Below are 24,601 nucleotides of genomic sequence, written 5' to 3'. Positions count from 1 at the left end.
GGCGTCAGGAGTTCTCGGCGCGTCCGTGCCGCCAGTAGCCCATGAAGGCGACGGCTCGCCGATCCACGCCGAGCTCCTTCACGAGGTGACGGCGGATGCGGGTGATCGCCCCCGCCTCACCCGCGAGCCACGCATACAGCGGCGCACTCGCGAGCGCCGCCCCGCCGCGGCGCTGCGCGGCACCTCCCAGAGCAGCTCGTGATCGATGTCGATCGGCTCGGGCTCGACCCCCGGATGCGCCTCGACGAGCTCGGTCGCGATGCGCGCGACGTGCTCCACGAGCAGCTCGCCGTGCCCGGTTCCCTCGCGGGTGAGCGCGTGCACGGTGAAGCCCGGATGCCGGGGCAGGTAGTCGGCGTCGCCCGCGCGCGGCAGCTCCACGACGGCGGTGCCACGCGCATCCGCCGGCAGCTGCTCGAGGATCCGCGCGATCGCCGGGGCCGCGGTCTCGTCGCCCGCGAGCAGGTGGTGAGCCGTGCGCGCCGGGGGCACGAAGTCGACGCCGCCGTGCGGACCCGGGTGCGCGGCGTGCGGCCCGAGCACGAGCAGCTCGTCACCGAGGGCCGCGTCCGTGGCCCAGCGCGCGGCCGGGCCGTCCGGGCCGTGCAGAGCGAAGTCCACGAGCAGGGCCCCGTCGTCGACGCCGCGCACGGTGTAGGTGCGGAACGGCGGCCGTTCGTGCTGCGGGAGCGCGCGCCACGCGGCATACCAGTCGGGATCCGTCGGCATGCGCTCGATGCCCTGTGGGCTCGGCGGCACGAGCTTGATGCGCTGATCGAAGCCCGGGTCGGCGAGCACGCCCGGCTCGTCGGGGCGCAACACGAACCGCCGGAAGGTGGGGGAGACATCCACGATGCGCTCGACGGCCACGCGGGCGAAGACCCAGGGCTCGCTCGCGAGGCGGCGCGGGGTCACCACGGGGCCGGTCAGCACCGCTGCGGTCAGGGACTCAGGCGACATGATGCCTTCCGATCGGGACGACGAGGGGACTGCCCGACACCGGGTCGTCGATGACGTGGCTGCGGATGCCGAACACCTGCTGCACGAGCTCGGCGTCGAGCACCTCCGAGGGCGCTCCGCACGCGACGACGCGTCCCTCGCACATGGCGACGAGCTCGTCGGCGTAGCGCGCGGCGAGGTTGAGGTCGTGCAGCACCATGACGATCGTCGTGCCGCGCGTGCGTCCGAGCTCGGCGAGCAGATCGAGCACCTCGATCTGGTGGGCGACGTCGAGGAAGGTCGTGGGCTCGTCGAGCAGCAGGATGTCGGTCTGCTGCGCGAGCGCCATCGCGACCCACACGCGCTGACGTTGCCCGCCGGAGAGCTCGTCGACGCTGCGCTCGGCCAGGTCGGTGGCGTGGGTGGCCGTGAGTGCGTCGGCGACCGCCTCGTAGTCCTGGGCGTTCCAGCGCGCGAGCAGGCGCTGGTGCGGATGCCGCCCGCGGCCCACGAGGTCGGCCACCGTGATGCCGTCGGGCGCAAGCGGGCTCTGCGGCAGCAGGCCGACGACCCGCGCGACCTCCTTCGAGGCGCGCGAGCGGATCGGCTCGCCGTCGAGCAGGATGCGACCCTGCGCGGGCGCCATGAGCCGGGCGAGTGCGCGCAGCAGCGTCGACTTGCCGCATCCATTGGCCCCGACGATCGCGGTGATGCGGCCGGGCGAGATGTCGAGGTCGAGGTTCTCGACGACGGTGCGGTCGCCGTAGGAGAGCGTCACCTCGCGTGCCTCGAGGCGGTGGTCGAGCGTCACAGCGTGCCTCCGTGGCGGGCGGTGCGGGCGAGCAGGGAGATGAGGAACGGGGCGCCGAGGGCGCCCGTGACGACCCCCACCGGAAAGCGGGTGTCGAAGGCGAACTGGCCCACGGCATCCGCGACGAGCACGAGCAGCGCGCCCACGAGACCCGCGGGCAGCAGCAGCGACGCACCCGGCCCGAGCAGGCGCCCCGCGATGGGGCCCGCCATGAAGGCCACGAAGGCGATGGGGCCGGTGGCGGCGGTGGCCATCGCGAGCAGGGCGACGGCACCCAGGATGAGCACGAGCCGCGCCAGGGGAACTCGCACGCCGAGCGCGGCCGCCGCGTCGTCGCCGAGGCGGAGCACACCGAGGTCGCGCGAGAGGCCGAACATGACGGGCAGCAGCACGAGGCTCGCGAGCGCGAGCGGGGCCACCCGCTCCCACGCCGCCCCGTTGAGGCTGCCCGCGAGCCACTGCATCGCGGCAGGCACATCCCAGTCGGAGGCGCGCGAGAGCACCCACGCCACGACGCTCTGCAGCATCGCCGCCACGCCGATGCCGATCAGGATGAGTCGGGCACCCGAGAAGCCACGGCGGAACGCGAGCAGATAGATCGCGAGCGCCGTGACGAGCCCGCCCGCGAGGGCGAGGGCCGAAACGGCCGTATCGCCGAGCGACAGCACGACGATGCCGACGACGGCCGCGGCGCTCGCGCCCCAGGTGATGCCGATGATGTCGGGCGAGGCGAGCGGGTTGCGCAGCATGGTCTGGAAGGTCACCCCCGCGACCCCGAAGGCGAAGCCGGCGAGGATCCCGAGCGAGGCACGCGGCAGACGCAGCTCGCCCACCGTGAACGAGGCTCCGGGCACCTGCTGGCCGAGGATCACCCGGATCACGTCCTCGGGCCCGTAGAAGGTCTTGCCGATCATGAGCGTGACGGCGAAGGCCGCCGCGACGAGCACCGCGAGGGCTGCGACCCGCACGGCGCGGCGCCGGGCACGGCGTCGACGGCCGGCGGCGAGCTCGCCCGGGGTGTGCGGGGCGAGGATGCCGTAGCCAGGGTCGCGGTGCTCACAGCTCACGCATCTTCCGGCGGCGCACGAGCGCGATGAAGACCGGTGCGCCGATGAGGGCCGTGACGATCCCCACCTCGACCTCGTCCGGGCGCGCGATGACGCGCCCCACGACATCCGCTGCGGTCAGCAGCCCCGCACCGACGACGGCGGTGACGGGCAGCAGCCAGCGGTGGTCGGTGCCGACCAGCAGCCGGCAGAGGTGCGGCACGATGAGGCCGACGAAGCCGATGGGGCCTGCGATCGCGGTGGCCGCACCGCACAGGATGAGGGCACCCGCCGCCGAGACGATGCGGGTGCGCGCGACGTTCTCGCCGAGGCCGACGGCGATGTCGTCGCCGAGGGCGAGCGAGTTCATGCCGCGCGCGCACACGTGCACGAGGATGGCGCCGAGCACGAGCGCGGGCAGCACGAGCAGGATGCGATCCCAGACCGCACCGCCGACGCCCCCGATCTGCCAGAACCGGAAGCTCGTGAGCGACTGCGCGCGGGGCAGCATGATGGCGCTCACGAGCGAGCCGAGCGCTGCCGCGGTGGCGGCACCGGCGAGCGCGAGCTTGAGCGGAGTCGCGCCGTCGCGGCCGAGCGAGCCGATCGCGTAGACGAGCACTCCGGTGGCGCTCGATCCGACGATCGCCACCACGAGCGTCGCCACCGGGTCGGCCATGCCGAAGAACGCGATGCCGCACACGACCGCGAGCGAGGCGCCCATCGAGAGACCCAGGATGCCGGGGTCGGCGAGCGGATTGCGGGTGACGGCCTGCAGGGTCGCTCCCGAGAGCGCGAGTGCGGCGCCGACGAGCAGGGCGAGCACGGTGCGCGGGATGCGTGCGGTCACCGCCGCGGCGCCGATGCTCGAGCTGTCGCCGGTGAGGGCGGCGAGCACCTCCTCGACCGAGACGGTGCGGGTGCCGATCGCGAGCGAGGCGATGCTGAGGGCGAGCAGCGCGACGAGCGCGACGATGAGCCAGGTGACACGGATCGCCGCCGGGCGCCGCAGGATCGCGACATCCGGCGGCGTGAGGGGCGCGGTGAAGACGCTCACCCGACCTGGGCGGCGAACAGCGCCAGGTAGTCGCCGATGTTGTAACCGATCGAGAGCGGCGAGGGGTTCGCGGCGGCGGCGAGCGGGGTCGAGTCCGGCAGGATCACGACGTGCCCGGCCGCGATCGCGGGGATCTTCGAGAGCAACGGGTCGGCCTGCATCCGCTCGACGAGGTCGCCGTCGGGATCTCCGTAGGTGACGAAGATGTCGACGTCGGCGAAGCGCTCGGCCTGCTCGGCGCTCACCGAGGTGTAGAAGGCGTCGCTTCCGGCCGACTCCTCTTGGACGATGCTCGGCTCGGGAAGGCCGAGACCCGCGAGGAAGCCGGGGCGGGTGTCGAGGGAGGTGTAGAAGCCGATCTGGCTGAAGTCCGAGGGGTCGATGAAGGAGAACAGGATCTTCTTGTCACGGATGACCGCGTTGGCCTCGAGGGCGGCGTCGATCTCACCGTGGAGCTCGTCGATGAACGCGTCGGCCTCGGCATCCAGCCCGAGCGCCTTCGCGTCGATGCGGATCATGTCCTCGAGCGAGGTGCCCCAGGCGACCTGGGGATAGGCGACGACCGGCGCGATCTTCGAGAGCGTGTCGTACTCCTCCTGGGTGAGACCGGAGTAGCCGGCGAGGATCACATCCGGTCGTGTGTCGTTGACCGCCTCGAAGTCGATGCCGTCGGTCTCGTCGAAGAGCACCGGGGTGTCGGCGCCGAGCTCGGCGAGCCTGTCCTCGACCCACGGCAGCACGCCGTCTCCGTCGTCGTCGCCCCAGCTGACCGCGGCCATGCCGACAGGCACGACTCCGAGTGCGAGCGGCACCTCCTGGTTCGACCACGACACGGTCGCGACCCGCACGGGCTTCTGCGAGATCGTCGTCTCGCCGAAGGCGTGCTCGATCGTCACCGGAAACGCCGCGTCGTCGCGGGGCCCCTCGGCCGCGGTGTCGGCGGTCGGGCCGGCGCATGCCGTCAAGGCGACCGCAGCGGCGAGAACGAGGGGAAGGCAGCGGAGCGCGCGCAACGAGGGTCCTTTCGAGTGGGAGGAGACCTCGAAGTGAGGTTAGGCAATCCTAACCACGTGCGGTGCCGCGCTGTCAACGTGGGGCGGTGATTCGAGACCGCTACCCGAGACCGCGCCGCACGAGCAGCGGCTCGAGCGCGGCGTCGCGCCCGCGGAAGTCGCGGAAGGCCTCGAGCGGATCGCGCGTGCCCGCGGCCTGCAGCAGCAGTCGACGGAACCGCTCGCCGTTCTCCCGGGTGAGACCGCCGTTCTCGCGGAACCACTCGACGGTGTCGGCGTCGAGCACCTCGCTCCAGATGTAGGAGTAGTAGCCCGCGTCGTAGCCGCCCGAGAACACGTGCGCGAAGTACGTGGTCGCGTAGCGCGGCGGCACGGCGTCATCCGCGAGCCCCGCCGCCGCAAGCGCGTTCCGCTCGAAGGTGGCGGCATCCGTCAGGGCCTCCGCCGCCTCGACGTCGAGCGTGTGCCACGCCTGATCGAGCAGCGCTGCCTGAAGGTACTCGCTCGTGCCGAAGCCCTGGCCGAACCGTTCGGCCTCGCGCAGCCGCTCGGCGATGGCCGGATCCAGCGGCTCGCCGGTCTCGTGGTGCCGTGCGTAATTCGCGAGCACCTCGGGCCACATGGCCCACATCTCGTTCACCTGGCTCGGGAACTCGACGAAATCGCGGAACACGTTGGTGCCGGCCAGGCTCGGATAGCGCGCGTGCGCGAACAGCCCGTGCAGCGCGTGCCCGAACTCGTGGAAGAAGGTCTCGACCTCGTCGAGCGTGAGCAGCGTCGGCTCGCCCGCGGCGGGACGCGGCACGTTGAGGTTGTTGGTGACGACCGCGGGCTGGTCGAGCAGCTCGTTGCGCGACACGAGCGAGTTCATCCACGCGCCCCCGCGCTTGGAGTCGCGCGTGTACAGGTCGAGCAGGTAGAGCCCCACAGGGCCGTCGTCGTCGCTCACCTCGAACACGCGCACCTCGTCGTTCCACCCGCGCAGCTCGGGTCGCTCGACGAAGCGCAGACCGTAGAGGCGCTCGGCCGCGAAGAACACGCCATCGTGCAGCACCCGTTCGGCCTCGAACCACGCGCGCAGGGCCGCGGTGTCGAGGTCGTAGCGCTCACGGCGCACGGCATCCGCGGCGAAGGCCCAATCGGATGCGGTGACGGGCGAGCCGAGACTCGCCGACAGCTCCTCGCGCTCCGCTGTGGCATTGCGGGCGGCGGCGGGCGCCAGGCGACCGAGCAGTTCGGCGACGGCGGCGGGGGAGCCGGCCGTCTCATCCGCGGTGACTGCCGAGGCGTGATCGCGGAAGCCCAGCAGCCGGGCCCGCTCGGCCCGTGCCCGCACGAGCTCGAGCACGAGTTCGCGATTGTCGAAGTCGCCCCCGCGGGTACCGCGAGAGCGCGACGCCTGCATGATGCGGGCGCGCGTCGCGGGCACCTCGATCGAGGCGAGCCAGGGGTGGCCGGTCGGCAGCACGAGGGTCACGAGCCAGCCCTCGAGCCCGCGCGCGGCGGCCGCCTCGAGGGCGGCCGAGAGTTCGGACGGCGCGAGGCCCGCGAGTTCGGCCGCATCCGTCACGTGCACCGCGAGTTCGTTCGTGTCGTTCAGCAGGTTCTTCTCGAAGCGCGTCATGAGGGTCGAGATCTGCTGGTTGAGCTCGCGCAGGCGCTCCTTCGCGGCGTCGTCGAGGGCCGCGCCCGCGAGCACCATCTCGATGTGCCGGCGCTCGACGAGGTAGCGCTGCTCGGCATCGAGGCTCTCGCGAGCGGCGTGCACGGCGTCGACGCGTGCGAAGAGCGCGGGGTCGAGCACGATCGCATCGTGGTGCGCGGCGAGCCGGGGCGCGAGCTCCTCCTCGAGTGCCTGGATGCCGTCGGTCGTGTCGGAGGACGCGAGCGTGAAGAACACGGTCGCCACCCGGTCGAGCACGCGGCCCGAGCGCTCGAGCGCTTCGATCGTGTTGGTGAAGTCGGGGATGCCGCATCCGCGGTGATCGCGGCGACCTCGGCGAGTTGCTCGGTCATGCCGAGCTCGAACGCCTCCCGGAAGTGCTCCTCGCGCACGGCGGCGAAATCCGGCAACTGGAACGGGAGGGTGCTCTCGGCGAGGAAGGGATTGGTCACCTCGCCAGCCTAGATTGGCACCATGGAGCACTACACGCACGGGCACCACGAGAGCGTTCTGCGGTCGCACATCTGGCGCACCGCACTCAACTCCGCCGCCTACCTGCTGCCGCAGCTGCGACCCGGCATGTCGATCCTCGACGTCGGCGCGGGCCCCGGAACGATCACGGTCGACCTCGCCGAGCTCGTCGCGCCCGGCCGCGTGGTGGGGGTCGACGCCTCACCCGAGGTCGTGGAGCAGGCGCGCGCCCACGCCGCCGAGCGCGGGGTGACGAACGTCGAGTTCGTGGTGGCCGACGCCTATGCGCTCCCGTATGCCGACGGCGAGTTCGACGTGGTGCACGCGCATCAGGTGCTGCAGCACGTGGCGCGCCCCGTCGCGGCGCTCGCCGAGTGGCGCCGGGTGGTGGGCCCCGACGGGCTCGTCGCCGTGCGCGAGTGCGACTACGCGGGCGTGGTGCTGCATCCGCTCACCCTCGGCCTCGAGTCGTGGGAGCGGCTCTATCAGCGCGTGCACCGCAGCAACGGGGGCGAGCCGGATGCGGGGCGGCGGCTCAAGCAGTGGGCGCGCGCGGCGGGGTTCACCGAGGTGACCTCGACGGCATCCGTGTGGTGCTTCTCCGACGACGGCGAGCGCACCTGGTGGGGCGGCATGTGGCGCGACCGCGTGCTCGCCTCGGCCTTCGCCGACGACGCGATCGGCAAGGGCTTCGCGACGCGTGCCGACCTGCAGGCCATCAGCACGGCCTGGGCCCACTGGGCCGAGGACCCGAACGCCTGGATGGTGTTCCCGCACGGCGAGATCCTCGCGCGGGGGTAGTGCGGTGTCGAGGCGGTTGAGGAGCCGCGCAGCGGCGTCTCGAAAACCGCCGTCGGGAGCTCAGCCGCGCAGGATCGTGCCGTCGTCGAGCTCGGCGACGGGGCGGCCCTCGAGCCAGGTGAGGGTCCAGCGCATGCGGGCAGCATCCGCGGGATCGAGACGCGCCTCGACCTCGCGGATGCGGGCCACGAGCTCCTCGGGCAGGCGGGGCGGCACCGCGCCTCCCACCGGCCAGCGGGTTCCGAGCTGCATCAGCGCCTCATCTCGTAGGTGACCCAGCGCGTGCGGGTCGCGACCTTGTCGTACAGGGCTTGAGCCGTCTCGTTGGTGTCGGCCGTGATCCAGCGCAACGAACCACCGGTGCCCGCCGACAGCTCGGCGATGTGCTCGATGAGCGCGCGCCCGGCGCCGGCACCGCGCGCGGCGGGGTCGACGAAGAGGTCGTCGAGGTACCAGTCGCGGCCGCCCGAGAAGGTGTCGGGATGCGAGCGGTAGTGCGCGATGCCCACGACCTGCCCGTCATGCTCGGCCACGAGCGCGTCGATGCCCGAGCCCGGCTCGATCATGAGCGCCCAGACCCGCTCGAGCAGTTCGTTCGAGAACTCGGTCTCGTAGAAGACGCCGTAGGCGTGGAACAGCTCGCGCCAGCGCGCGGCGTCGCCCTCGGCGAGCGGACGGACGGTCGTGGGCATGGTCATCCCTCCGGCAGCTCGGCGAGCACGACGTCGCTCACCGCGACCTCGTCCGCTTCGGTCAGGTCCAGGCGCGCGATGCGTCCCACGGCCCGGAGGTCGTCGGCCGCCTCGGCGAGGATCGCGGGCCCCGCCAGCACAGCCGACGTGACGGGCGTCTTCTGCGAGGCCTTGGCATCCGTCTTGGCGCGGCGGATGCCGATGAGCGCCGCGCTCGTGGCCGCGAGCAGGCCGCGGGGCTCGGTGGCGGGCAGCTCCTCGACGGTCGGCCAGGCGGCGGTGTGCACGGAACCGTCGTGCGTCCAGCTCCACACCTCCTCCGTGGCGAAGGGGATCACGGGCGCAAGCAGTCGCAGCATGACGTCGATCGCAAGACGCAGCGCCGCGACGGCCGAGGCCTGAGCGGCTCCCTCGCCCGTGTAGGCGCGCTCCTTGACGAGTTCGAGGTAGTCGTCGCAGAAGGTCCAGAAGAACTGCTCGGTCACTTCGAGCGCGCGAGCGTGGTCGAAGGCCTCGTAGGCGCGCGTCGACTCCGTAACGACACGCGCGAGCTCGGCGAGCATGTCGAGGTCGAGAGGGTTCGTGATGGCGGTGGTTTCGAGACGCGTCGCTTCGCGACGCTCCTCAACCACCGGGGCGGGCGTCGCACCGGGGAACGAGTACACGAACTTCGCCGCGTTGAGCACCTTGATGGCGAGGCGGCGGCCGATCTTGATCTGCTTCGGGTTCTGCGGATCGAAGGCCGCATCCGTTCCGAGCTTCGACGACGCCGCCCAGTAGCGCACCGCATCCGAACCGTGCTCGTCGAGCAGGCCCTGCGGGGTCACGACGTTGCCCTTCGACTTCGACATCTTCTTGCGGTCGGGGTCGACGATGAAGCCCGAGATACCCGCGTGCCGCCACGGGGTCTGGCCGTGCTCGAGACGGGCGCGCAGCACGGTCGAGAAGAGCCAGGTGCGGATGATGTCCTGCCCCTGCGAGCGCAGTGCGTAGGGGAACACGAGGTCGAAGAGCTCCGGGTCGGTCTCCCAGCCGCCCGCGATCTGCGGGGTGAGGCTCGAGGTGGCCCAGGTGTCCATGATGTCGTGCTCGCCCACGAAGCCGCCGGGCACGCCGCGCCGGCTCTCGTCGTAGCCGGGGGCGGCATCCGACGAGGGGTCGACGGGCAGCTGATCCTCGGACGGCACGATCGGCTGCGAGCGAACCGGCTCGCCGTCGGCATCGAGCGGGTACCACACGGGGATCGGCACGCCGAAGAAGCGCTGGCGCGAGATGAGCCAGTCGCCGGTCAAGCCGCCCACCCAGTTCTCGTAGCGCACCCGCATGAAGTCGGGGTGGAACGCCAGCTCCTGCCCGGCCGCGAGCAGTTCGTCGCGCAGCTTCTCGTCGCGCGCGCCGTTGGTGATGTACCACTGGCGGGTCGAGACGATCTCGAGCGGCTTGTCGCCCTTCTCGAAGAACTTCACGGGGTGGGTGATCTTGCGCGGTTCGCCGATGAGGTCGCCCGACTCGGCGAGCAGCTCCACCATGCGGGCCTTGGCACTGAACACGGTCTTGCCCGCGAGCTCCGCGTAGGCGGCGCGCCCGGCATCCGTGAACAGCTCCTCGGCGGGCGCCTCGGCCAGGATGCGGCCGTCGAAGCCCAGGATGGTGCGGTTCGGCAGCCCGAGTTCGCGCCACCACACGACGTCGGTCACGTCGCCGAAGGTGCAGATCATGGCGATGCCGCTTCCTTGTCCTGCTGGGCGAGGTGGTGGGCGACCACGGGCACCTCGACGCCGAAGATGGGGGTCGTGACGGTCGTGCCGAAGAGCGGCTGGTAGCGCTCGTCGTCCGGATGCGCCACGAGAGCCACACAGGCCGGCAGCAGCTCGGGGCGGGTCGTCTCGATCTCGATCGTGCCGCCGTCTGCCTTGTGGAACGACACCCGGTGGTAGGCGGCCGGCTGCTCCTTGTCTTCGAGTTCGGCCTGGGCCACCGCGGTGCGGAACGTCACATCCCACAGCGTCGGCGCATCCGCCTGGTACGCCTCGCCGCGCGCGAGGTTGCGCAGGAACGCGCGCTGGGCGGCGCGCTGCGCCTCGTCGCCGATCGTGCGGTAGGTGAGCGACCAGTCGACCGAGAGGCCGAGGGTGCGCCAGAGCTCCTCGAACTGCACCTCGTCTTCGGCGGTGAGGCGCTCGCACAGCTCCACGAAGTTGCGGCGCGAGATGGGCAGCTGATCGGCAGCCTTGCCGGAGCTGCCCTCGCCGCCTTCCTGCGGCGGCACGAAATCGTGCACGTAGGGGAGGGAGGGTCGCAGCGCACGCCGTAGTAGTTCTGCACGCGGCGCTCGGTGGGCAGGCCGTTGTCGTCCCAGCCCATCGGGAAGAACAGGTGCTTGCCGCGCATGCGCTGGAACCGGGCCATGAGGTCCATGTGCGTGTAGCTGAACACGTGCCCGATGTGCAGGCTGCCGGATGCCGTGGGCGGCGGGGTGTCGACGCTGAAGACCGCGGTCTTGCCGGCGGCGAGCGCGGCATCCCGATCGAATCGGAAGGTGCCCTCCGCGTCCCACACGTCCCGCCACTTCGCTTCGAGCCCTTCGAGTGCGGGCTTCTCAGGGATGGCTGACACGTCGGTCATCGCGGTACTCCGGTTCGATATATGCGGCACCGCGTCACGGGGTGCCTGAGTGTGGCAATCCCTGTGATCCTACCGGCGCGGATCAGATCTCGCGGATGATGAGCGTCTTCGACTCGTGGGTGCCGTCGGTGCGTTCGACGGTGATCGTGTAGCGCTGCTGTTGGCCGGGCTGGCCGCACTGGTAGTCGACGTCCATCGTGTAATTGAGGGGCAGATCACTCTCGTACGGATTCACACTTGCGTCGTCGGTACCGATGCCGAACCACAGAAGGTTGCCCGTTGCCGCCCAACTGAAGGTGACCGGCACGGAGGTGCCTCCCGCGGCCGTGCAGTCGACCTGCTCGGCGGATGCGGTGAAGGTCGCGATCGCGTCGGCCGGCGGCGGAGGCGGGGGTGGCTCCTCTGTCTCGGTCGGCGTCGGGGTCGGGGTGGGAGTCTCGGAGGAGCTCGCGGAGGGCGTCGGCGATTCGGTCGGTTCGGCGGTGGGCGCTTGCGACGTCGCGAGCCAGATGAGCAGCGCGATGAGCGCGAGCAGCAGCACGCCGCCCGCGATCGCGAGCCCGATGATGAGGCCGCGGCTCCGGCGCTCGTCGTCGCTCGTGCGTCCGCCGGGCGGCGGCGTGCCCGCGGGAGGCACGACGGCGGGTGGCACGGACGCGGCGGCGAACGCATCCGGCGAGGCGAAGCGCTCGGTGGGTGCATCGGCGAGGGGTGACGCGGCGGGCGGCGCCGGTTCGGGCGGCAGCGACTCCGGCCCGGACTCCGCTGGCACGAGCGGCTGCGTCGGCCCGGTGGGTGCCGCGTCCGGCTGACCCGACTCGCCCGGAGGCCGACCCCCGGGCGGCGGGAAGCCGTCGGGGTAACGCTGGGTGGGGGTGTCGTCGCTCATGGATGCTCCGCCCGCTCGGTGTTCTGCAGGTCAGCCTAGAGCGGCGGCCTCGCCTCGTCGCTGCCGATTCACTGAGAGAACGGTAGCCCGGGGCAGCCGACTTGTTATAGATGAACTAGAACTATAGAATCGCCTCGTGCTCATCCGTATCGACCCGGGCTCGGGGGTGGCGATCTTCGACCAGATCGCGGCATCCGTGCGTGCCGACGCGAGCCGCGGCACGCTGCGGCCGGGCGACCGACTTCCCGCCGCCCGCGAACTCGCCGAGGCGCTCGAGGTCAACGTGCACACCGTGCTGCGGGCCTACCAGCAGCTGCGCGACGAAGGGCTCATCGACCTGCGCCGTGGCCGCGGTGCCGTCGTCACCGACGCCGCCGCTCGCGGCTCGGAACTGCTGGATGCCGTGCGCGCCCTCGTGGCCGACGCACGACGCACCGGGGTTCCGCCCCAGACCCTGCTCACCCTGATCCGCGAGGAGTACCCCGCATGACCGCCTCCGACCGCCCGCCTCGCGCCCGCCTGCCCCTCTCGTACTGGGTGGTGGCCGTCGGACTTCCGCTCATCGCGGGAGCGGTCGCCGTCGCGCTCCAGCTCGCCTGGCTGCCGCAGCTGCCCGATCCGATCGCCATCCACTGGGGGCCGGACGGCCCCGACGGATTCGGCGCCCCGTGGTCGTCCCTCGCGCTCACCGCCGGCCTCGCCGGGGGTCTCACGGCGATGTTCGCGGCGTTCCTGGCGACGGCACGCGGCGCGGCTCCGACCGTCACCCACAAGCTGCTCGCGGTGCTCTCGTTCGTGACCGCGCTCTTCGTCGGCGGCACCGTCACCGCATCCGTCGCCGTACAGCGCGGACTCGACGACGCCCGTGACGCCCCCGGCATCGACGGCTGGCTCGGCCTCGCCCTCATCGGCTCCGTGCTGGTCGGGGTGGCCGCCTGGTTCGTGCTGCCGAAGGCCGTGCGCCCGGGAACGGATGCGACCCCCGCCCGGCCGTTGACGCTCGTGCCCGGCGAGCGCAGCGTCTGGATCGCGACGACGCGGGTGCCCACCGGTGCGCTCGCCGCGATCCTCGGCGGCCTCGGCGTCGTGCTCGCCGCTGCCGTATTCGCGATCGCCATCAGCGACGGAGCGCTGTGGCCCATCGCGATCGCGCCCCTGCTGCTGCTCGCCCTCGCCTCGATCGCCACCGTGTGGCGGGTGCGCGTGGATGCCACGGGACTGCTCGTACGCTCCCTTCCCTTCGGCTGGCCGCGGGTGCGCATCCGCTCCGCCGACATCGACCGCGTGCAGACGGCCCATATCGAGCCGCTCGCCGATTTCGGCGGCTGGGGGTGGCGCTGGGCGCCCGGCAACGGCTTCGGCGTGGTGACGCGTGGCGGCGAGGCGATCGAGGTGCGACGCCGCGACGGACGGCGCTTCGTGGTCACCGTCGACGACGCCGAGACGGGCGCCGCCCTGCTCGCGGCGTACACCGCGAGCGCTACCGAAATCCGCGAGCGCGGCCCGCAGACCGGTAGCGCTCGCGGAAACGGGTAGCGCTCGCGATTCACCGCTAGAATCGACGAACCGACATCGATCCGGCCATCACCGGGGAGTCCTCGGAAGAAACCCCTCTCCGCTGGTTGAGGAGGCGCGCAGCGCCGTCTCGAAACCCAGGAGCGAGGCAGTAGACCCGAGCGGGTGCGCCCGTCACCGCGTGAATGAGCGGTCGCACACGCCTCCTCGGAGAGCGGATGCGGCAAGCGAGGTGGTACCGCGGCATCCGTCGTCCTCGTGTGACATTTCCACGCACGACACGGACGGATCGGATGAGCTACCCCCGCAACGCGGCCCCCGGTGAGAACGCCGGAGAGGGCGTGCCCGCATCCCCACGCTTCCCCGAGATCGAGAAGCGCATCCTCGAGCACTGGAAGACCGACGACACCTTCGCGGCGTCCGTCGAGGCGCGCGAGGGAGCGCCCGAGTGGGTCTTCTACGACGGCCCGCCGTTCGCCAACGGCCTGCCGCACTACGGCCACCTGCTCACCGGCTACGCCAAGGACGTCTTCCCGCGCTACCAGACGATGCGCGGCAAGCAGGTGCATCGCCGCTTCGGCTGGGACACCCACGGCCTGCCCGCCGAGCTCGAGGCCATGCGCCAGCTCGGCATCACGACCAAGGGCCAGATCGAGGCGATGGGCATCGGCGCCTTCAACGCGAAGGCGCGCGAGTCGGTGCTGCACTACACGCAGGAGTGGCAGGACTACGTCACCCGCCAGGCGCGCTGGGTCGACTTCGAGAACGACTACAAGACGCTCGATGTGACCTTCATGGAGTCGGTCATCTGGGCCTTCTCCGAGCTGTACAAGAAGGGCCTCGCCTACGAGGGCTTCCGGGTGCTGCCGTACTGCTGGAACGACGAGACCCCGCTCTCGAACCACGAGCTGCGCATGGACGACGACGTGTACCGGATGCGACAGGACCAGTCGGTCACCGTTACCTTCCCGCTCGTGGGGGAGAAGGCGGAGGCGCTCGGGCTCACGGCCGTGAACGCGCTCGCCTGGACGACGACCCCGTGGACCCTGCCGACGAACGCCGCGCTCGCCGTGGGCCCCGCGATCGAGTACGTCGTGGTTCCCGCGGGCCCGGCCGGCGCCGCGAACGGTCTGGAGGGCGACTCCGCCCGGTTCCTGCTCGCGGCCGACACGGTCGCCTCCTACGCCAAGGACCTCGGTTACCCGGATGCCGCTGCCGCGCTCGCCGCGATCGAGCCGCGCCGCTTCACCGGGGCCGAGCTCGGCGGCATCCGCTACGACCAGCTCTGGGACTACTATCTCGACGCTTACGGCCCGGAGGCCTTCCAGCTGCTCGTGGCCGACTACGTCGCCACGGGCGAGGGCACGGGCATCGTGCACCAGGCGCCCGCCTACGGTGAAGACGACCAGGTCACGAGTGCCGCCGCCGGCATCCCGGTGGTGCTCTCCCTCGACGACGGCGGACGCTTCCTGCCGCAGGTGCCGGATGTCGCCGGACTGCGCTGGGACGAGGCGAACAAGCCGCTCGTGCAGAAGCTGCGCGCCGAGAAGCGGCTGTTGCAGGTCAAGAGCTACGAGCACAGCTATCCGCACTGCTGGCGTTGCCGCAACCCGCTCATCTACAAGGCGGTCTCGAGCTGGTTCGTGCGCGTGCCCGACATCAAGGAGCGGATGGGCGAGCTCAACCAGCAGATCAACTGGGTTCCCGAGAACGTCAAGGACGGCCAGTTCGGCAAGTGGGTGGCGAACGCGCGCGACTGGTCGATCAGCCGCAACCGCTACTGGGGCAGCCCCATCCCGGTGTGGAAGTCGGATGACGACGCCTACCCGCGCATCGACGTGTACGGCTCGCTCGCGGAGCTCGAGCGCGACTTCGGCATGCTGCCGCGCGACGAGAAGGGCGAGCCGAACCTGCACCGCCCCTACATCGACGAGCTGACGCGCCCCAACCCCGACGACCCGACCGGCCGCTCGAGGATGCGCCGCATCGAGGACGTGCTCGACGTGTGGTTCGACTCGGGGTCGATGCCGTTCGCGCAGGTGCACTACCCGTTCGAGAACCGCGAGTGGTTCGACGGTGTCGACGGAGAACCGGGGCACAACCCGGCCGACTTCATCGTCGAGTACATCGGGCAGACGCGCGGCTGGTTCTACGTGATGCACGTGCTCGCGACAGCGCTCTTCGACCGCCCGGCCTACAAGAACGTGCTGAGCCACGGCATCGTGCTCGGCTCCGACGGGCAGAAGATGTCGAAGTCGCTGCGCAATTACCCGGATGTCTCGGAGGTCTTCGATCGCGACGGCGCGGATGCCATGCGCTGGTTCCTGCTGTCGGGCTCGGTGATCCGCGGCGGCAACCTCATCGTGACGGAGGAGGGCATCCGCCAGGGCGTGCGCGAGGTCATGCTGCCGCTGTGGTCGAGCTACTACTTCTTCACGCTCTACGCCAACAGCGCCGACTACGAGGCCGCCCGCCGCACCGACTCCTCGCATCCGCTCGACCGCTACCTGCTCGCGAAGACGCGCGAGCTCATCCAGGAGGTCACGCGGCACCTCGACGACTTCGACACACCGCTCGCCGCCGCGGCGCTGCGCGACTTCGCCGAGGTGCTCACCAACTGGTACGTGCGGCGCAGCCGCGACCGGTTCTGGGTGGGAGACGACCGCGACGCCTTCGACACCCTCTTCACGGTGCTCGAGACCTACACGCGGCTCGCGGCGCCCCTGCTGCCGCTCGTGACCGAGGAGATCTGGCGCGGCCTCACCGGCGGGCGGAGCGTGCACCTGACCGACTGGCCCGACCCCGCCGAGTTCCCGATCGACACCGAGCTCGTGCGCACGATGGATCGCGTGCGCGAGGTCGCCTCGGCGGGACTCGCGTTGCGCAAGGCGCATGGTTTGCGCGTACGTCTGCCACTTGACTCGATCACACTAACGGGGGTGCACGGGCCCGACATTCGTCCGTTCTCGGATGTTCTCTGCGAAGAGCTCAATGTCAGGCGAGTTATCTTCAATGACAGCGCGCGCGGCGAGGATGAGGACCAGGACAACATCGTCTCTCGGCGCCTGGTAGTGAACGCCCGTGCCTTGGGGCCGCGACTCGGGAAGGACGTTCAGACGGTCATCCGAGCTTCGAAGGCGGGGGACTGGGAAATCACCGGTGACGGGAGTCCCGTGGTGGCGGGCTTTGCTCTCGAGCCCGGTGAATACGAACTTGAACTTACGTCGAGCGATGCGAACCTCGCGATCCATTTCCTGAGTGGCGATGGTTACGTCGTGCTCGACACCGTGGTCACGCCGGAGCTCGCCGCCGAGGGGCTCGCGCGCGACGTCGTGCGCGCCGTGCAGCAGGCCCGCAAGGACGCCGGGCTCGAGGTGAGCGACCGCATCCGGCTCACGCTCACGGGCGACGCGGATGCCGTGGCCGCGATCGAGGCGCACCGCGAGCTGATCGCGGCCGAGACGCTTGCCACCAGCCTGGTGTCGGGTGAGGCTGGTGGGGGAGCGACGCCGGTCGGCGATGCCTCCACCGTGACGATCGAGCTGGAGCGCGCATGAGTGCCGACGAGCCGGACCCCTACGAGGAGGCCGAGGCGGCGGAGTTCCGTCGCGCGGCCGATGCCGCCTACGAGGAGCTGCTCGGGCGCGTGGGGGAGTCGGCACCGCAGCCGCGCCTCGAGCCGACCCGACGCGCCGTCGAGCTGCTGGGCGATGTGCACCGGGCCGCGCCCGTCGTGCACATCACGGGCACCAACGGCAAGACCTCCACGAGCCGCATGATCGAGTCGCTCCTGCGTGCCACCGGGCTGCGCACGGGACTGCTCACGAGCCCGCACCTCGAGCGCGTGACGGAGCGCATCATGATCGACGGCGAGCCGATCAGCGACGAGGCGTTCGCGCGCAACTGGGACGACATCCGTCCGTTCCTGCTCATCGTCGACGCCGAGCTCGCCGCCGACGGCGAGGAGACCCTCACCTTCTTCGAGGCCCTCACCGTGCTCGCCTTCGCGTGCTTCGCCGACGCACCCGTCGACGTCATCGTGCTCGAGGTGGGCATGGGCGGCGAGTGGGATTCCACGAACGTCGCCGACGGGCAGGTGGCCGTGTTCACGCCCATCGCGCTCGATCACACGCAACGACTCGGGTCGACGATCACCGAGATCGCGCGCACCAAGGCCGGCATCATCAAGCCCTCGGCGTCGGTCGTCACGGCGATCCAGCCGATCGAGGCGCTCGACGAACTGCGCGAGGCCGCCCGCATGGACGAGGCGAGCCTCGCGATCGAGCGCGTCGACTTCGCCCTCGAATCGACGACCGTCGCCGTCGGCGGGCAGCTCGTCGACATCCGCGGGCGGGTGGGGCGCTACCGCGACGTCTTCCTGCCGCTCTACGGCGACCACCAGGCGCAGAACGCCGCCGTCGCGATCGCCGCTGTGGAGTCGTTCCTGGGCGACGGCACGGTGGCGCTCGATCAGGATGTCGTGGCCGAGGGACTCGGGCAGGTCACGTCCCCCGGTCGCCTGCAGCTCGTGGGCATCGAGCCGACGGTGCTCGTCGACGCCGCCCACAATCCGCACGGAGCAGCCGCACTCGCGGCCGCGCTGCGCGAGTACTTCGACTTCGACGAGTACGTGATCGTGCTCGGCGTGCTCGCCGACAAGGACGCCCACGGCATCGTGCGCGAACTCGCCTCGGTGGCCGCCCGTGTCGACGTAACCCGGTCGAGCTCGGAGCGCGCGATCCCGGCCGAGGAACTCGCCGAGCTCGTGCGCGACGACGTCGAGCCCGACGCCGTGCTCGTGCACGAGGAGTTCGCGGATGCCATGGACGCCGCACGCGCCTGGGCAGCCGAGTCGCCGCGCCGCGCGGTCGTCGTGACGGGTTCGATCACGCTCGTGGGGGAGGCGCTCACGCTCGCCGCCGCCGAGGGGTGGAAGCCATGACCGACGCCCGACGACCCGGCCGCGTGCGGCGCGAGCGCAGTCTCACCGAGACGCTCCTCTCGATCACCCTCGGTCTCGAAGCGGCCATGATGTTCTTCGCGTCGCTCGTGGTGTTCGGCCTTGACCGCCTCGATCCCGACTGGCTCGCGCTCGTCTACGGCGCGATGTTCATCGTCGTGCTCGTGATCGCGGCGGCCCTCCAGCGCTACACCTGGGGCGTCTGGTTCGGCGCGGTGCTGCAGCTCGCGATCATCGCGACCGGCCTGCTCGAGCCGATGATGTTCCTGGTCGGCGCCGCCTTCCTCGCCCTCTGGGTGTACTGCTTCGTGCGCGGCCGCCAGATCGACCGCCAGAAGGCGGCCTGGCTGGCCGCTCAGGCATCCGGAACCCCCTCACCCGCAACCTCGCCAGAAGGAGACACCCCGTGACCGACATCGAAGAGACCCTCGTGATCGTGAAGCCGGATGGTGTCGCCCGCGGCCTCACGGGCGAGATCCTGCGCCGCATCGAGGCGAAGGGCTACCAGCTCGTCGACATCCGCCTGCTGCAGGCCGACCGCGAGCTGCTCGCCGCGCACTACGAGGAGCACGAGGGCAAGCCGTTCTATGAGCCGCTCGTCGAGTTCATGCAGTCGGGGCCCGTCGTGGCGATGCGCGTCGCGGGCAACCGGGTCATCGAGGGCTTCCGCGCCCTCGCCGGCACGACCGATCCGACAAGCGCGGCGCCCGGCACCATCCGCGGCGACCTGGGGCGCGACTGGGGTCTCAAGGTGCAGCAGAACCTCGTGCACGGCTCCGACTCGCCCGAGTCGGCGGCTCGCGAGCTCGGCCTCTGGTTCCCGCGCGGCTGATGCCCGAGCTGTCGGGGCCGGGCGAGGCCATCGTTCTCGCGACCCTGCCGAACCTGCGCGACGCGGGCGGCTGGCCGACCACCGACGGGCGCCGCGTGCGCACCGGGGTGCTGTTCCGCTCGACGGCGCTCGATCGGCTGGATGAAGCGGATGCGGATGCCGTCGTCGCGCTCGGCATCCGCAGCGTCGTCGACTTCCGCACCTCGCTCGAACGCGAGAGCCAGCCCGATCGCGTGCTCGAGGGCGTGCGTCGCCTGCTCGAGGATGTGCTCGCCGACTCCGAGATCGCGGTTCCCGCGCAGATGGCGGCGTTCTTCCGGGAGCCGGCGAAGGCGCTCGCCTTCCTCGAAAGCGGTCGTGGCGACGACGCGATGCGCGCGGCCTACCGCGAGTTCATCTCGCTGCCGAGCGCGCGTCGGGGACTGGCGACCTTCTACCGCCTGCTGCTTCACGACGACGACCTGCCGGTGCTCTACCACTGCACGACGGGCAAGGACCGCACGGGCTGGGCGACCGCGGCGCTGTTGACGCTGCTCGGGGTGTCGGAGGACGACGTCTACCGCGAGTACCTGCTCACGAACGAGCAACTGCTGCCGGCGCTCGAGCCGCTCTTCCGGCGCTTCGAGGCGCACGGGGCCCCGCGCGAGCTGCTCGTGCCCGTGCTCGGCGTCGACCGCAGCTACCTCGACACCTCGTTCGCCACCATGCGCGCCGAGTACGGCACGATCGAGCAGTACTTCACGGTCGCGCTCGGCATCTCGCACGCCGAGCAGGATCACCTCCGCGAGCGGCTCCTCGAGTAGCGGCCGCCACGACGGAGGAGTCTTCGAGACGCGTCGCTGCGCGGCGCTCCTCAGCCACCTGAGCCCGGCCAACTCAGCTGGTTGAGGAGCGCCGGGCCGGAGGCCCGACGCGTCTCGAAACCCGCGTCAGCCGCGGGCGACTACTCGCTCTGCGCGCTGTCGCCGACCGGCAGCTTCGCGAGCTCGGCGTTCACGAAGTCCTCGAAGTTGCCGAAGGCGTTGCGGTCCCACGGGGTGCCGTTGATGATGATCGTCGGTGTGCTGCGAACGCCGGCCTGCGAGGAGCGAGCGGTGGCCGCGCTCACCCAGGGCTGGAAGCTCTCGCCCGTGATGCACTCGTTCACATCGTCGTTGTCGAGCCCCGCGCTCTTCACCACGTCGACGAGGGCGTTGTTGCCGAGACCCGGGCCGCCTTCCGACGGCTGCTGGGCGTACATGGCCGCCATGACGTCGAGGAAGCTCTCGGGCGCGTAGTTGGCGACGCACGCGCCGACGTTGTTGGAGCGCGTCGAGTAATCGGTCGTGTACCCGCGGTAGTCGAGGATCGCGATGGGCTTCACCTCGAGCGTGGCGGCGCCCTGCGCGACCATCGACTGGATCGAAGCCGAGTACGCCTCCTCGAACTGCTTGCAGGCGGGGCAGGAGAAGTCGACGTAGGTGACGATGTTCAGCAGGCCCTCGCGCTGCTCGGTCGGGACCGGGTCGCCGCCCTTCTTGATCGCGGCGGTCGGCACGTACTGCACGCCGCCGTCGCCATCCGCTTCGAAGACGATGCCGTCGCTGATCATGTTCGCGGGGCCGGCCTCCTTCTTGGGCGGCGGCTGGAACGCGACGACGGCCCACACCACGCCACCGACGATCGCGAGGATCGCGACGGATGCGATGGTCGGGATGAGCCACTTGAGCAGCTTCTGACGCTTCAGGGCCTTCTCACGGGCGACGCGGGCGGCCTCGCGGGCCTCCTCACGGCGCTGGTTCTTGGTGGGCCGGGGCGCATTGGTCACGGGTGGATCCTGACGGGTCGGGATAAGAGGATGCTGAAAAGCTCGGAGTCAGTCTAGAGGGGTTTCAGAACAGGCTCTGGATCACCGGGAACTGGCTCTGCGCGATGCCGAACACGATGAGCAGCAGCACGATGCTGATGGGGGCGACCCACGGCAGCAGTGCGCGGCCGGCGCGGCGCGCCCCCGCCCCGAAGACGCCTTCGGCCATGTTGCGGAAGGTGACGGCGAAGAAGACGGGGTAGGTGACGGCCCAGGTCAGCACGCAGTAGGGGCACAGCGTGCGGATGAAGGGGTCGAAGATCGACTGGCTCGCGAGCCACAGCACGAACACCATGGCACCGGCGACGCCGACGTTGAAGACCGCCCAATACCAGCGCGGGAAGCGCGCACCCGCGAGCACCGAGACGCCCACGATGATGGGCGCCATCCAGCCGATGAGGCCGATGATCGGGTTCGGGAAGCCGAACACGGCTCCCTGCCACGAGTCGAGGTTCTTGCCGCACTGCACGAACACGCTGAAGTCGCAACTGAGCACGGCATCCGGGTTCTGCAGCACGTGGAACTTCTCCATCGTGAGCGCGAACGCCGCGATCTCACCGAGGATGCCCGCGACGATGAGCCAGATGCCGAAGACCCACGGGCGGGATGCGGTGCGTGCCGGTGCGTCAGCGGTTTCGTCGAACTCGTCGCCGGGTTCGAGCTCGGTGGCGGTGTCGTCGGCGACCTCGGTCATGGGCTCGATCTTGCCACGCCGCGGATGAGGAAATGCCGCAAACGGTATCTCATGCGATAATCGAGGCAGTCGCCCCCGATGGGCGATACGACAAAAGCTTGACCGGGCATACCGGGCCAGTGGATGCTCCCGCCGCGTCGGGACCGCACCCAGACGGATAGCCAGTTCCGTTCCGTGCCGTGAGAGGGCACGGGCGCCGTGAGAGGGCGCGAGCGGATCACCGCCGCAGAGCGAGGTGAGACCGCGAACCCAGATGAAGGATTGGCGTCCCGCTCCGCGGGATCGCACGAGAGTACCCGGAGGCCGGCGCGGCCGCCCCGCCAAGGAGCACACCAGCGATGGTGAAGAAGAAGCAGGACCTTTCCAGCGATCCGGCCGACACTCCGTCGGGATCAGTCGAGACACCGGGGTCATCCGACGGAGCCGCGGCCAACGAAGCCGCAGCGAACGAAGCCGCATCGGTCGAAGCGACAGCGGCCGATTCAGCGGAGCCGGGCCAGCCGCCCGCGAGCGAGACCGCCGAGGCGAGCATCGCATCCGCGCCCGCCTCGCCCTTCTCGCTGCTGTTCCAGGCACCCCCGCCGCCGCCACCCGGGTCGGGCACGCCGGCGCTTCCCGACGACGACGAGGCCGAGTCCAGCGGCTCGTCCCGTCGCCGCAGCCGCCGCCGTTCGGGTGAGGCGCCGCGCGACGGCGACGACGCGCCCGGCACGACCGTCAAGGTTCGCCAGCCGCGCAAGCAGCCGGAACCCATCACCGAGCCGCAGAAGGTCAAGGGCTCCACGCGCCTCGAGGCCAAGAAGCAGCGCCGCCGCGACGGGCGGGACGCCGGTCGCCGCCGCCCGGTCATCACCGAGGCCGAGTTCCTGGCCCGCCGCGAGAGCGTCGACCGGCAGATGATCGTGCGCTCGAAGTTCGGCCGCATCCAGATCGGCGTTCTCGAAGACGGCGTGCTCGTCGAGCACTACGTCGCGCGTGCGCAGGACGCGAGCCTCATCGGCAACGTCTACCTGGGGCGCGTGCAGAACGTGCTGCCGAGCATGGAGGCGGCCTTCGTCGACATCGGTCGCGGCCGCAACGCGGTGCTCTACTCGGGCGAGGTCGACTGGGAGGCCGCCGCCGCTGCCGCCGAAGAGGCGGGCCGCGAAAAGAATCAGGCTCGCAAGATCGAGCTCGCGCTCAAGCCGGGCGACCGCGTGCTCGTGCAGGTCACCAAGGACCCGGTGGGCCACAAGGGTGCCCGCCTGACGAGCCAGATCAGCCTGCCCGGCCGCTACCTCGTGTACGTGCCCGGCGGCTCGATGAACGGCATCAGCCGCAAGCTCCCCGACACCGAGCGCGCGCGCCTCAAGAAGATCCTCAAGGAGGTGCTGCCGGATGACGCGGGCGTCATCGTGCGCACCGCCGCCGAGGGCGCCACCGAGGAGCAGTTGACGCTCGACGTGCAGCGGCTCACCGCGCAGTGGGCCGAGATCGAGCGCGCTGTCGAGACGCAGCAGGCCCCGGCGCTGCTGCACTCGGAGCCCGATCTGCTGCTCAAGATCGTGCGCGACGTGTTCAACGAGGACTTCCAGAAGCTCGTGATCGCCGGCGACGACGCGCGCGCCACGATCGAGAAGTACCTGACGGCCGTCGCGCCCGACCTGCTCGACCGCGTCGAGATCTACGCCGACGAGGTCGACAGCTTCGACAAGTTCCGCATCACCGAGCAGATCGAGAAGGCTCTCGACCGCAAGGTGTGGCTGCCGTCGGGCGGCTCGCTCATCATCGACCGCACCGAGGCGATGACGGTCGTCGACGTCAACACCGGCAAGTTCGTCGGCTCGGGCGGCAACCTCGAAGAGACCGTCACCAAGAACAACCTCGAGGCGGCCGAAGAGATCGTGCGCCAGCTGCGGCTGCGCGACATCGGCGGCATCATCGTCGTGGACTTCATCGACATGGTGCTCGAGTCCAACCGCGACCTCGTGCTGCGCCGCCTCGTCGAGTGCCTCTCGCGCGACCGCACGAAGCACCAGGTGGCCGAGGTCACCTCGCTCGGCCTCGTGCAGATGACGCGTAAGAAGCTCGGCTTGGGGCTTCTCGAGTCGTTCAGCGAGACGTGCGACGTGTGCGCGGGCCGCGGGCTCATCGTGCACCACGACCCGGTGTTCAAGCACCGCGGCCAGCAGGCCGAGCCCCAGCAGAGTTCATCGCGCGGACGTCGCGGGCGCGGGGGCAACGGCGGTGGCGGTGGCGGCAACGGCGGTGGCAACCAGGCCGCATCCGCTCCGAAGACCACGACGCACGAGATCACCGACGACGTGCGCAATGCGCTCGCCAAGATCGCGGCGAAGACGGTTCACCAGGAGGTGTCGTCTGACGCCCCGTCGGAGGCCGCGCCCGAGCAGATCGCGGATGCGGTCGCCGCGGCGCCCGTGGAGATCCTCGACATTCCGATCGAGCCCGTTCGGGTCGAGAAGGCGCGCCCCGTGGTCGATCCGGATGCGGTGCTCGGCTCGGTGCTGGACGCCCTGCCCGAACCGAAGAAGCCCGGTCAGGGCCGCGGCCGTCGCTCGCGCCGCGCCTCCTCGGCCGCGGGTTCCCCCGACGCGGGCTGACGCGGGAGCTCAGCTGGTTGAGGAGCGCCGCGCCGCCGCTGCCTGACGACTCAGCTGGTTGAGGAGCGCCGCGCCGAAGGCGCGACGCGTCTCGAAACCTGCGTCACCGACGGCGGCTTCGAGACGCGTCCGCTGCGCGGGCGCTCC

General features: G+C 70.8%; 20 protein-coding genes and 2 pseudogenes. 9 read left to right on the top strand and 13 right to left on the bottom strand.

The genetic code is table 11. The features are described 5' to 3' along the window. Positions 1–4: 4 nt before the first annotated feature. The 7 genes and pseudogenes from QQK29_RS18260 to QQK29_RS17480 all read right to left on the bottom strand — a co-directional run bounded on the left by QQK29_RS18260 (position 5) and on the right by QQK29_RS17480 (position 6,981). On the bottom strand, positions 5–106 hold the full coding sequence (locus tag QQK29_RS18260) for an SIP domain-containing protein (RefSeq protein WP_348533938.1): 102 nt from the start codon (positions 104–106) through the stop codon (positions 5–7). Next, positions 79–960, bottom strand: a complete 882-nt coding sequence (locus QQK29_RS17505) for a siderophore-interacting protein (protein ID WP_348533901.1) — start codon at positions 958–960, stop codon at positions 79–81. Before QQK29_RS17505 ends, QQK29_RS18260 begins: the two co-directional genes overlap by 28 nt. Further along, positions 950–1,750: an ABC transporter ATP-binding protein gene (locus QQK29_RS17500; protein ID WP_284296814.1), complete on the bottom strand. Its 801-nt coding sequence runs from the start codon at positions 1,748–1,750 to the stop codon at positions 950–952. Before QQK29_RS17500 ends, QQK29_RS17505 begins: the two co-directional genes overlap by 11 nt. Further along, a complete protein-coding gene (locus tag QQK29_RS17495; protein WP_284301850.1) occupies positions 1,747–2,817 on the bottom strand; it encodes a FecCD family ABC transporter permease in 1,071 nt (356 codons plus the stop codon). The genes QQK29_RS17500 and QQK29_RS17495 overlap by 4 nt, the downstream gene beginning before the upstream one ends. Next, a complete protein-coding gene (locus QQK29_RS17490; RefSeq protein ID WP_284296812.1) occupies positions 2,807–3,853 on the bottom strand; it encodes a FecCD family ABC transporter permease in 1,047 nt (348 codons plus the stop codon). Before QQK29_RS17490 ends, QQK29_RS17495 begins: the two co-directional genes overlap by 11 nt. After that, positions 3,850–4,866, bottom strand: a complete 1,017-nt coding sequence (locus QQK29_RS17485; protein ID WP_284296810.1) for an iron-siderophore ABC transporter substrate-binding protein — start codon at positions 4,864–4,866, stop codon at positions 3,850–3,852. The genes QQK29_RS17490 and QQK29_RS17485 overlap by 4 nt, the downstream gene beginning before the upstream one ends. 100 nt (positions 4,867–4,966) lie before the next feature. Further along, positions 4,967–6,981, bottom strand: a pseudogene (locus QQK29_RS17480) (M3 family metallopeptidase). A 22-nt stretch (positions 6,982–7,003) separates the two neighbouring features. Here QQK29_RS17480 and QQK29_RS17475 point away from each other — a divergent pair. Then, a complete protein-coding gene (locus QQK29_RS17475; RefSeq protein WP_284296805.1) occupies positions 7,004–7,801 on the top strand; it encodes a class I SAM-dependent methyltransferase in 798 nt (265 codons plus the stop codon). Positions 7,802–7,861: 60 nt separating this feature from the next. Here the strand turns inward: QQK29_RS17475 and QQK29_RS17470 are convergent, their stop codons facing one another. The 4 genes and pseudogenes from QQK29_RS17470 to QQK29_RS17455 form a co-directional block, all read right to left on the bottom strand. After that, a complete protein-coding gene (locus tag QQK29_RS17470; protein ID WP_284296803.1) occupies positions 7,862–8,053 on the bottom strand; it encodes a hypothetical protein in 192 nt (63 codons plus the stop codon). Beyond that, positions 8,053–8,493 (bottom strand): GNAT family N-acetyltransferase, encoded by a 441-nt coding sequence (locus tag QQK29_RS17465; protein ID WP_284296801.1) that lies wholly within the window; start codon positions 8,491–8,493, stop codon positions 8,053–8,055. Before QQK29_RS17465 ends, QQK29_RS17470 begins: the two co-directional genes overlap by 1 nt. Positions 8,494–8,495: 2 nt before the next feature. Continuing rightward, positions 8,496–11,118 (bottom strand): annotated as a pseudogene (gene valS, locus QQK29_RS17460) (valine--tRNA ligase). A gap of 82 nt (positions 11,119–11,200) precedes the next feature. Next, on the bottom strand, positions 11,201–12,007 hold the full coding sequence (locus QQK29_RS17455; protein WP_284296799.1) for a hypothetical protein: 807 nt from the start codon (positions 12,005–12,007) through the stop codon (positions 11,201–11,203). A 136-nt stretch (positions 12,008–12,143) separates the two neighbouring features. On the opposite strand from QQK29_RS17455, the gene QQK29_RS17450 reads away from it, so the two are divergent. The 7 genes from QQK29_RS17450 to QQK29_RS17420 all read left to right on the top strand — a co-directional run bounded on the left by QQK29_RS17450 (position 12,144) and on the right by QQK29_RS17420 (position 20,117). Further along, the gene (locus QQK29_RS17450; RefSeq protein WP_284296796.1) at positions 12,144–12,497 is read left to right on the top strand and encodes a GntR family transcriptional regulator; all 354 of its coding nucleotides are present in this window, start codon (positions 12,144–12,146) and stop codon (positions 12,495–12,497) included. Further along, positions 12,494–13,543 carry a DUF1648 domain-containing protein gene (locus QQK29_RS17445; protein ID WP_284296794.1) on the top strand — a complete coding sequence of 350 codons (1,050 nt, stop codon included), beginning with the start codon at positions 12,494–12,496 and terminating at the stop codon, positions 13,541–13,543. Before QQK29_RS17450 ends, QQK29_RS17445 begins: the two co-directional genes overlap by 4 nt. A gap of 272 nt (positions 13,544–13,815) precedes the next feature. Then, entirely contained in the window at positions 13,816–17,079 is a 3,264-nt protein-coding gene (gene ileS / locus QQK29_RS17440) for an isoleucine--tRNA ligase (RefSeq protein WP_284301849.1), read from the top strand. Then, positions 17,076–18,464: a bifunctional folylpolyglutamate synthase/dihydrofolate synthase gene (locus tag QQK29_RS17435; protein ID WP_284301848.1), complete on the top strand. Its 1,389-nt coding sequence runs from the start codon at positions 17,076–17,078 to the stop codon at positions 18,462–18,464. Before ileS ends, QQK29_RS17435 begins: the two co-directional genes overlap by 4 nt. Then, the gene (locus QQK29_RS17430) at positions 18,461–18,892 is read left to right on the top strand and encodes a DUF4233 domain-containing protein (RefSeq protein WP_284301847.1); all 432 of its coding nucleotides are present in this window, start codon (positions 18,461–18,463) and stop codon (positions 18,890–18,892) included. The genes QQK29_RS17435 and QQK29_RS17430 overlap by 4 nt, the downstream gene beginning before the upstream one ends. Next, the gene (gene ndk / locus QQK29_RS17425; RefSeq protein ID WP_284296792.1) at positions 18,889–19,314 is read left to right on the top strand and encodes a nucleoside-diphosphate kinase; all 426 of its coding nucleotides are present in this window, start codon (positions 18,889–18,891) and stop codon (positions 19,312–19,314) included. The genes QQK29_RS17430 and ndk overlap by 4 nt, the downstream gene beginning before the upstream one ends. Further along, positions 19,314–20,117, top strand: a complete 804-nt coding sequence (locus QQK29_RS17420; protein WP_284296790.1) for a tyrosine-protein phosphatase — start codon at positions 19,314–19,316, stop codon at positions 20,115–20,117. Before ndk ends, QQK29_RS17420 begins: the two co-directional genes overlap by 1 nt. Before the next feature lie 140 nt (positions 20,118–20,257). Here the strand turns inward: QQK29_RS17420 and QQK29_RS17415 are convergent, their stop codons facing one another. Next, on the bottom strand, positions 20,258–21,121 hold the full coding sequence (locus tag QQK29_RS17415; RefSeq protein ID WP_284296788.1) for a DsbA family protein: 864 nt from the start codon (positions 21,119–21,121) through the stop codon (positions 20,258–20,260). Positions 21,122–21,185: 64 nt separating this feature from the next. After that, entirely contained in the window at positions 21,186–21,854 is a 669-nt protein-coding gene (locus QQK29_RS17410; RefSeq protein WP_284301846.1) for a vitamin K epoxide reductase family protein, read from the bottom strand. A gap of 338 nt (positions 21,855–22,192) precedes the next feature. Here QQK29_RS17410 and QQK29_RS17405 point away from each other — a divergent pair, with 338 nt between their 5' ends. Further along, positions 22,193–24,454 carry an Rne/Rng family ribonuclease gene (locus QQK29_RS17405; protein WP_284296784.1) on the top strand — a complete coding sequence of 754 codons (2,262 nt, stop codon included), beginning with the start codon at positions 22,193–22,195 and terminating at the stop codon, positions 24,452–24,454. Positions 24,455–24,601: the final 147 nt, after the last annotated feature.

Source organism: Homoserinibacter gongjuensis, from assembly GCF_030161875.1.
Taxonomy (GTDB): Bacteria; Actinomycetota; Actinomycetes; order Actinomycetales; family Microbacteriaceae; genus Homoserinibacter; species Homoserinibacter gongjuensis.
The sequence above is the reverse complement of the archived record's forward strand: the minus strand, read 5'-3'. Positions and strand labels throughout refer to the sequence as shown.

Bases quoted from the DNA above. Each gene is read 5' to 3' on its own strand.
- QQK29_RS17505 (WP_348533901.1), bottom strand. From the start codon at position 960: ATGTCGCCTGAGTCCCTGACCGCAGCGGTGCTGACCGGCCCCGTGGTG.
- QQK29_RS17475 (WP_284296805.1), top strand. From the start codon at position 7,004: ATGGAGCACTACACGCACGGGCACCACGAGAGCGTTCTGCGGTCGCAC.
- QQK29_RS17470 (WP_284296803.1), bottom strand. From the start codon at position 8,053: ATGCAGCTCGGAACCCGCTGGCCGGTGGGAGGCGCGGTGCCGCCCCGC.
- QQK29_RS17465 (WP_284296801.1), bottom strand. From the start codon at position 8,493: ATGCCCACGACCGTCCGTCCGCTCGCCGAGGGCGACGCCGCGCGCTGG.
- QQK29_RS17455 (WP_284296799.1), bottom strand. From the start codon at position 12,007: ATGAGCGACGACACCCCCACCCAGCGTTACCCCGACGGCTTCCCGCCG.
- QQK29_RS17445 (WP_284296794.1), top strand. From the start codon at position 12,494: ATGACCGCCTCCGACCGCCCGCCTCGCGCCCGCCTGCCCCTCTCGTAC.
- ileS (WP_284301849.1), top strand. From the start codon at position 13,816: ATGAGCTACCCCCGCAACGCGGCCCCCGGTGAGAACGCCGGAGAGGGC.
- QQK29_RS17435 (WP_284301848.1), top strand. From the start codon at position 17,076: ATGAGTGCCGACGAGCCGGACCCCTACGAGGAGGCCGAGGCGGCGGAG.
- QQK29_RS17430 (WP_284301847.1), top strand. From the start codon at position 18,461: ATGACCGACGCCCGACGACCCGGCCGCGTGCGGCGCGAGCGCAGTCTC.
- QQK29_RS17420 (WP_284296790.1), top strand. From the start codon at position 19,314: ATGCCCGAGCTGTCGGGGCCGGGCGAGGCCATCGTTCTCGCGACCCTG.
- QQK29_RS17410 (WP_284301846.1), bottom strand. From the start codon at position 21,854: ATGACCGAGGTCGCCGACGACACCGCCACCGAGCTCGAACCCGGCGAC.
- QQK29_RS17405 (WP_284296784.1), top strand. From the start codon at position 22,193: ATGGTGAAGAAGAAGCAGGACCTTTCCAGCGATCCGGCCGACACTCCG.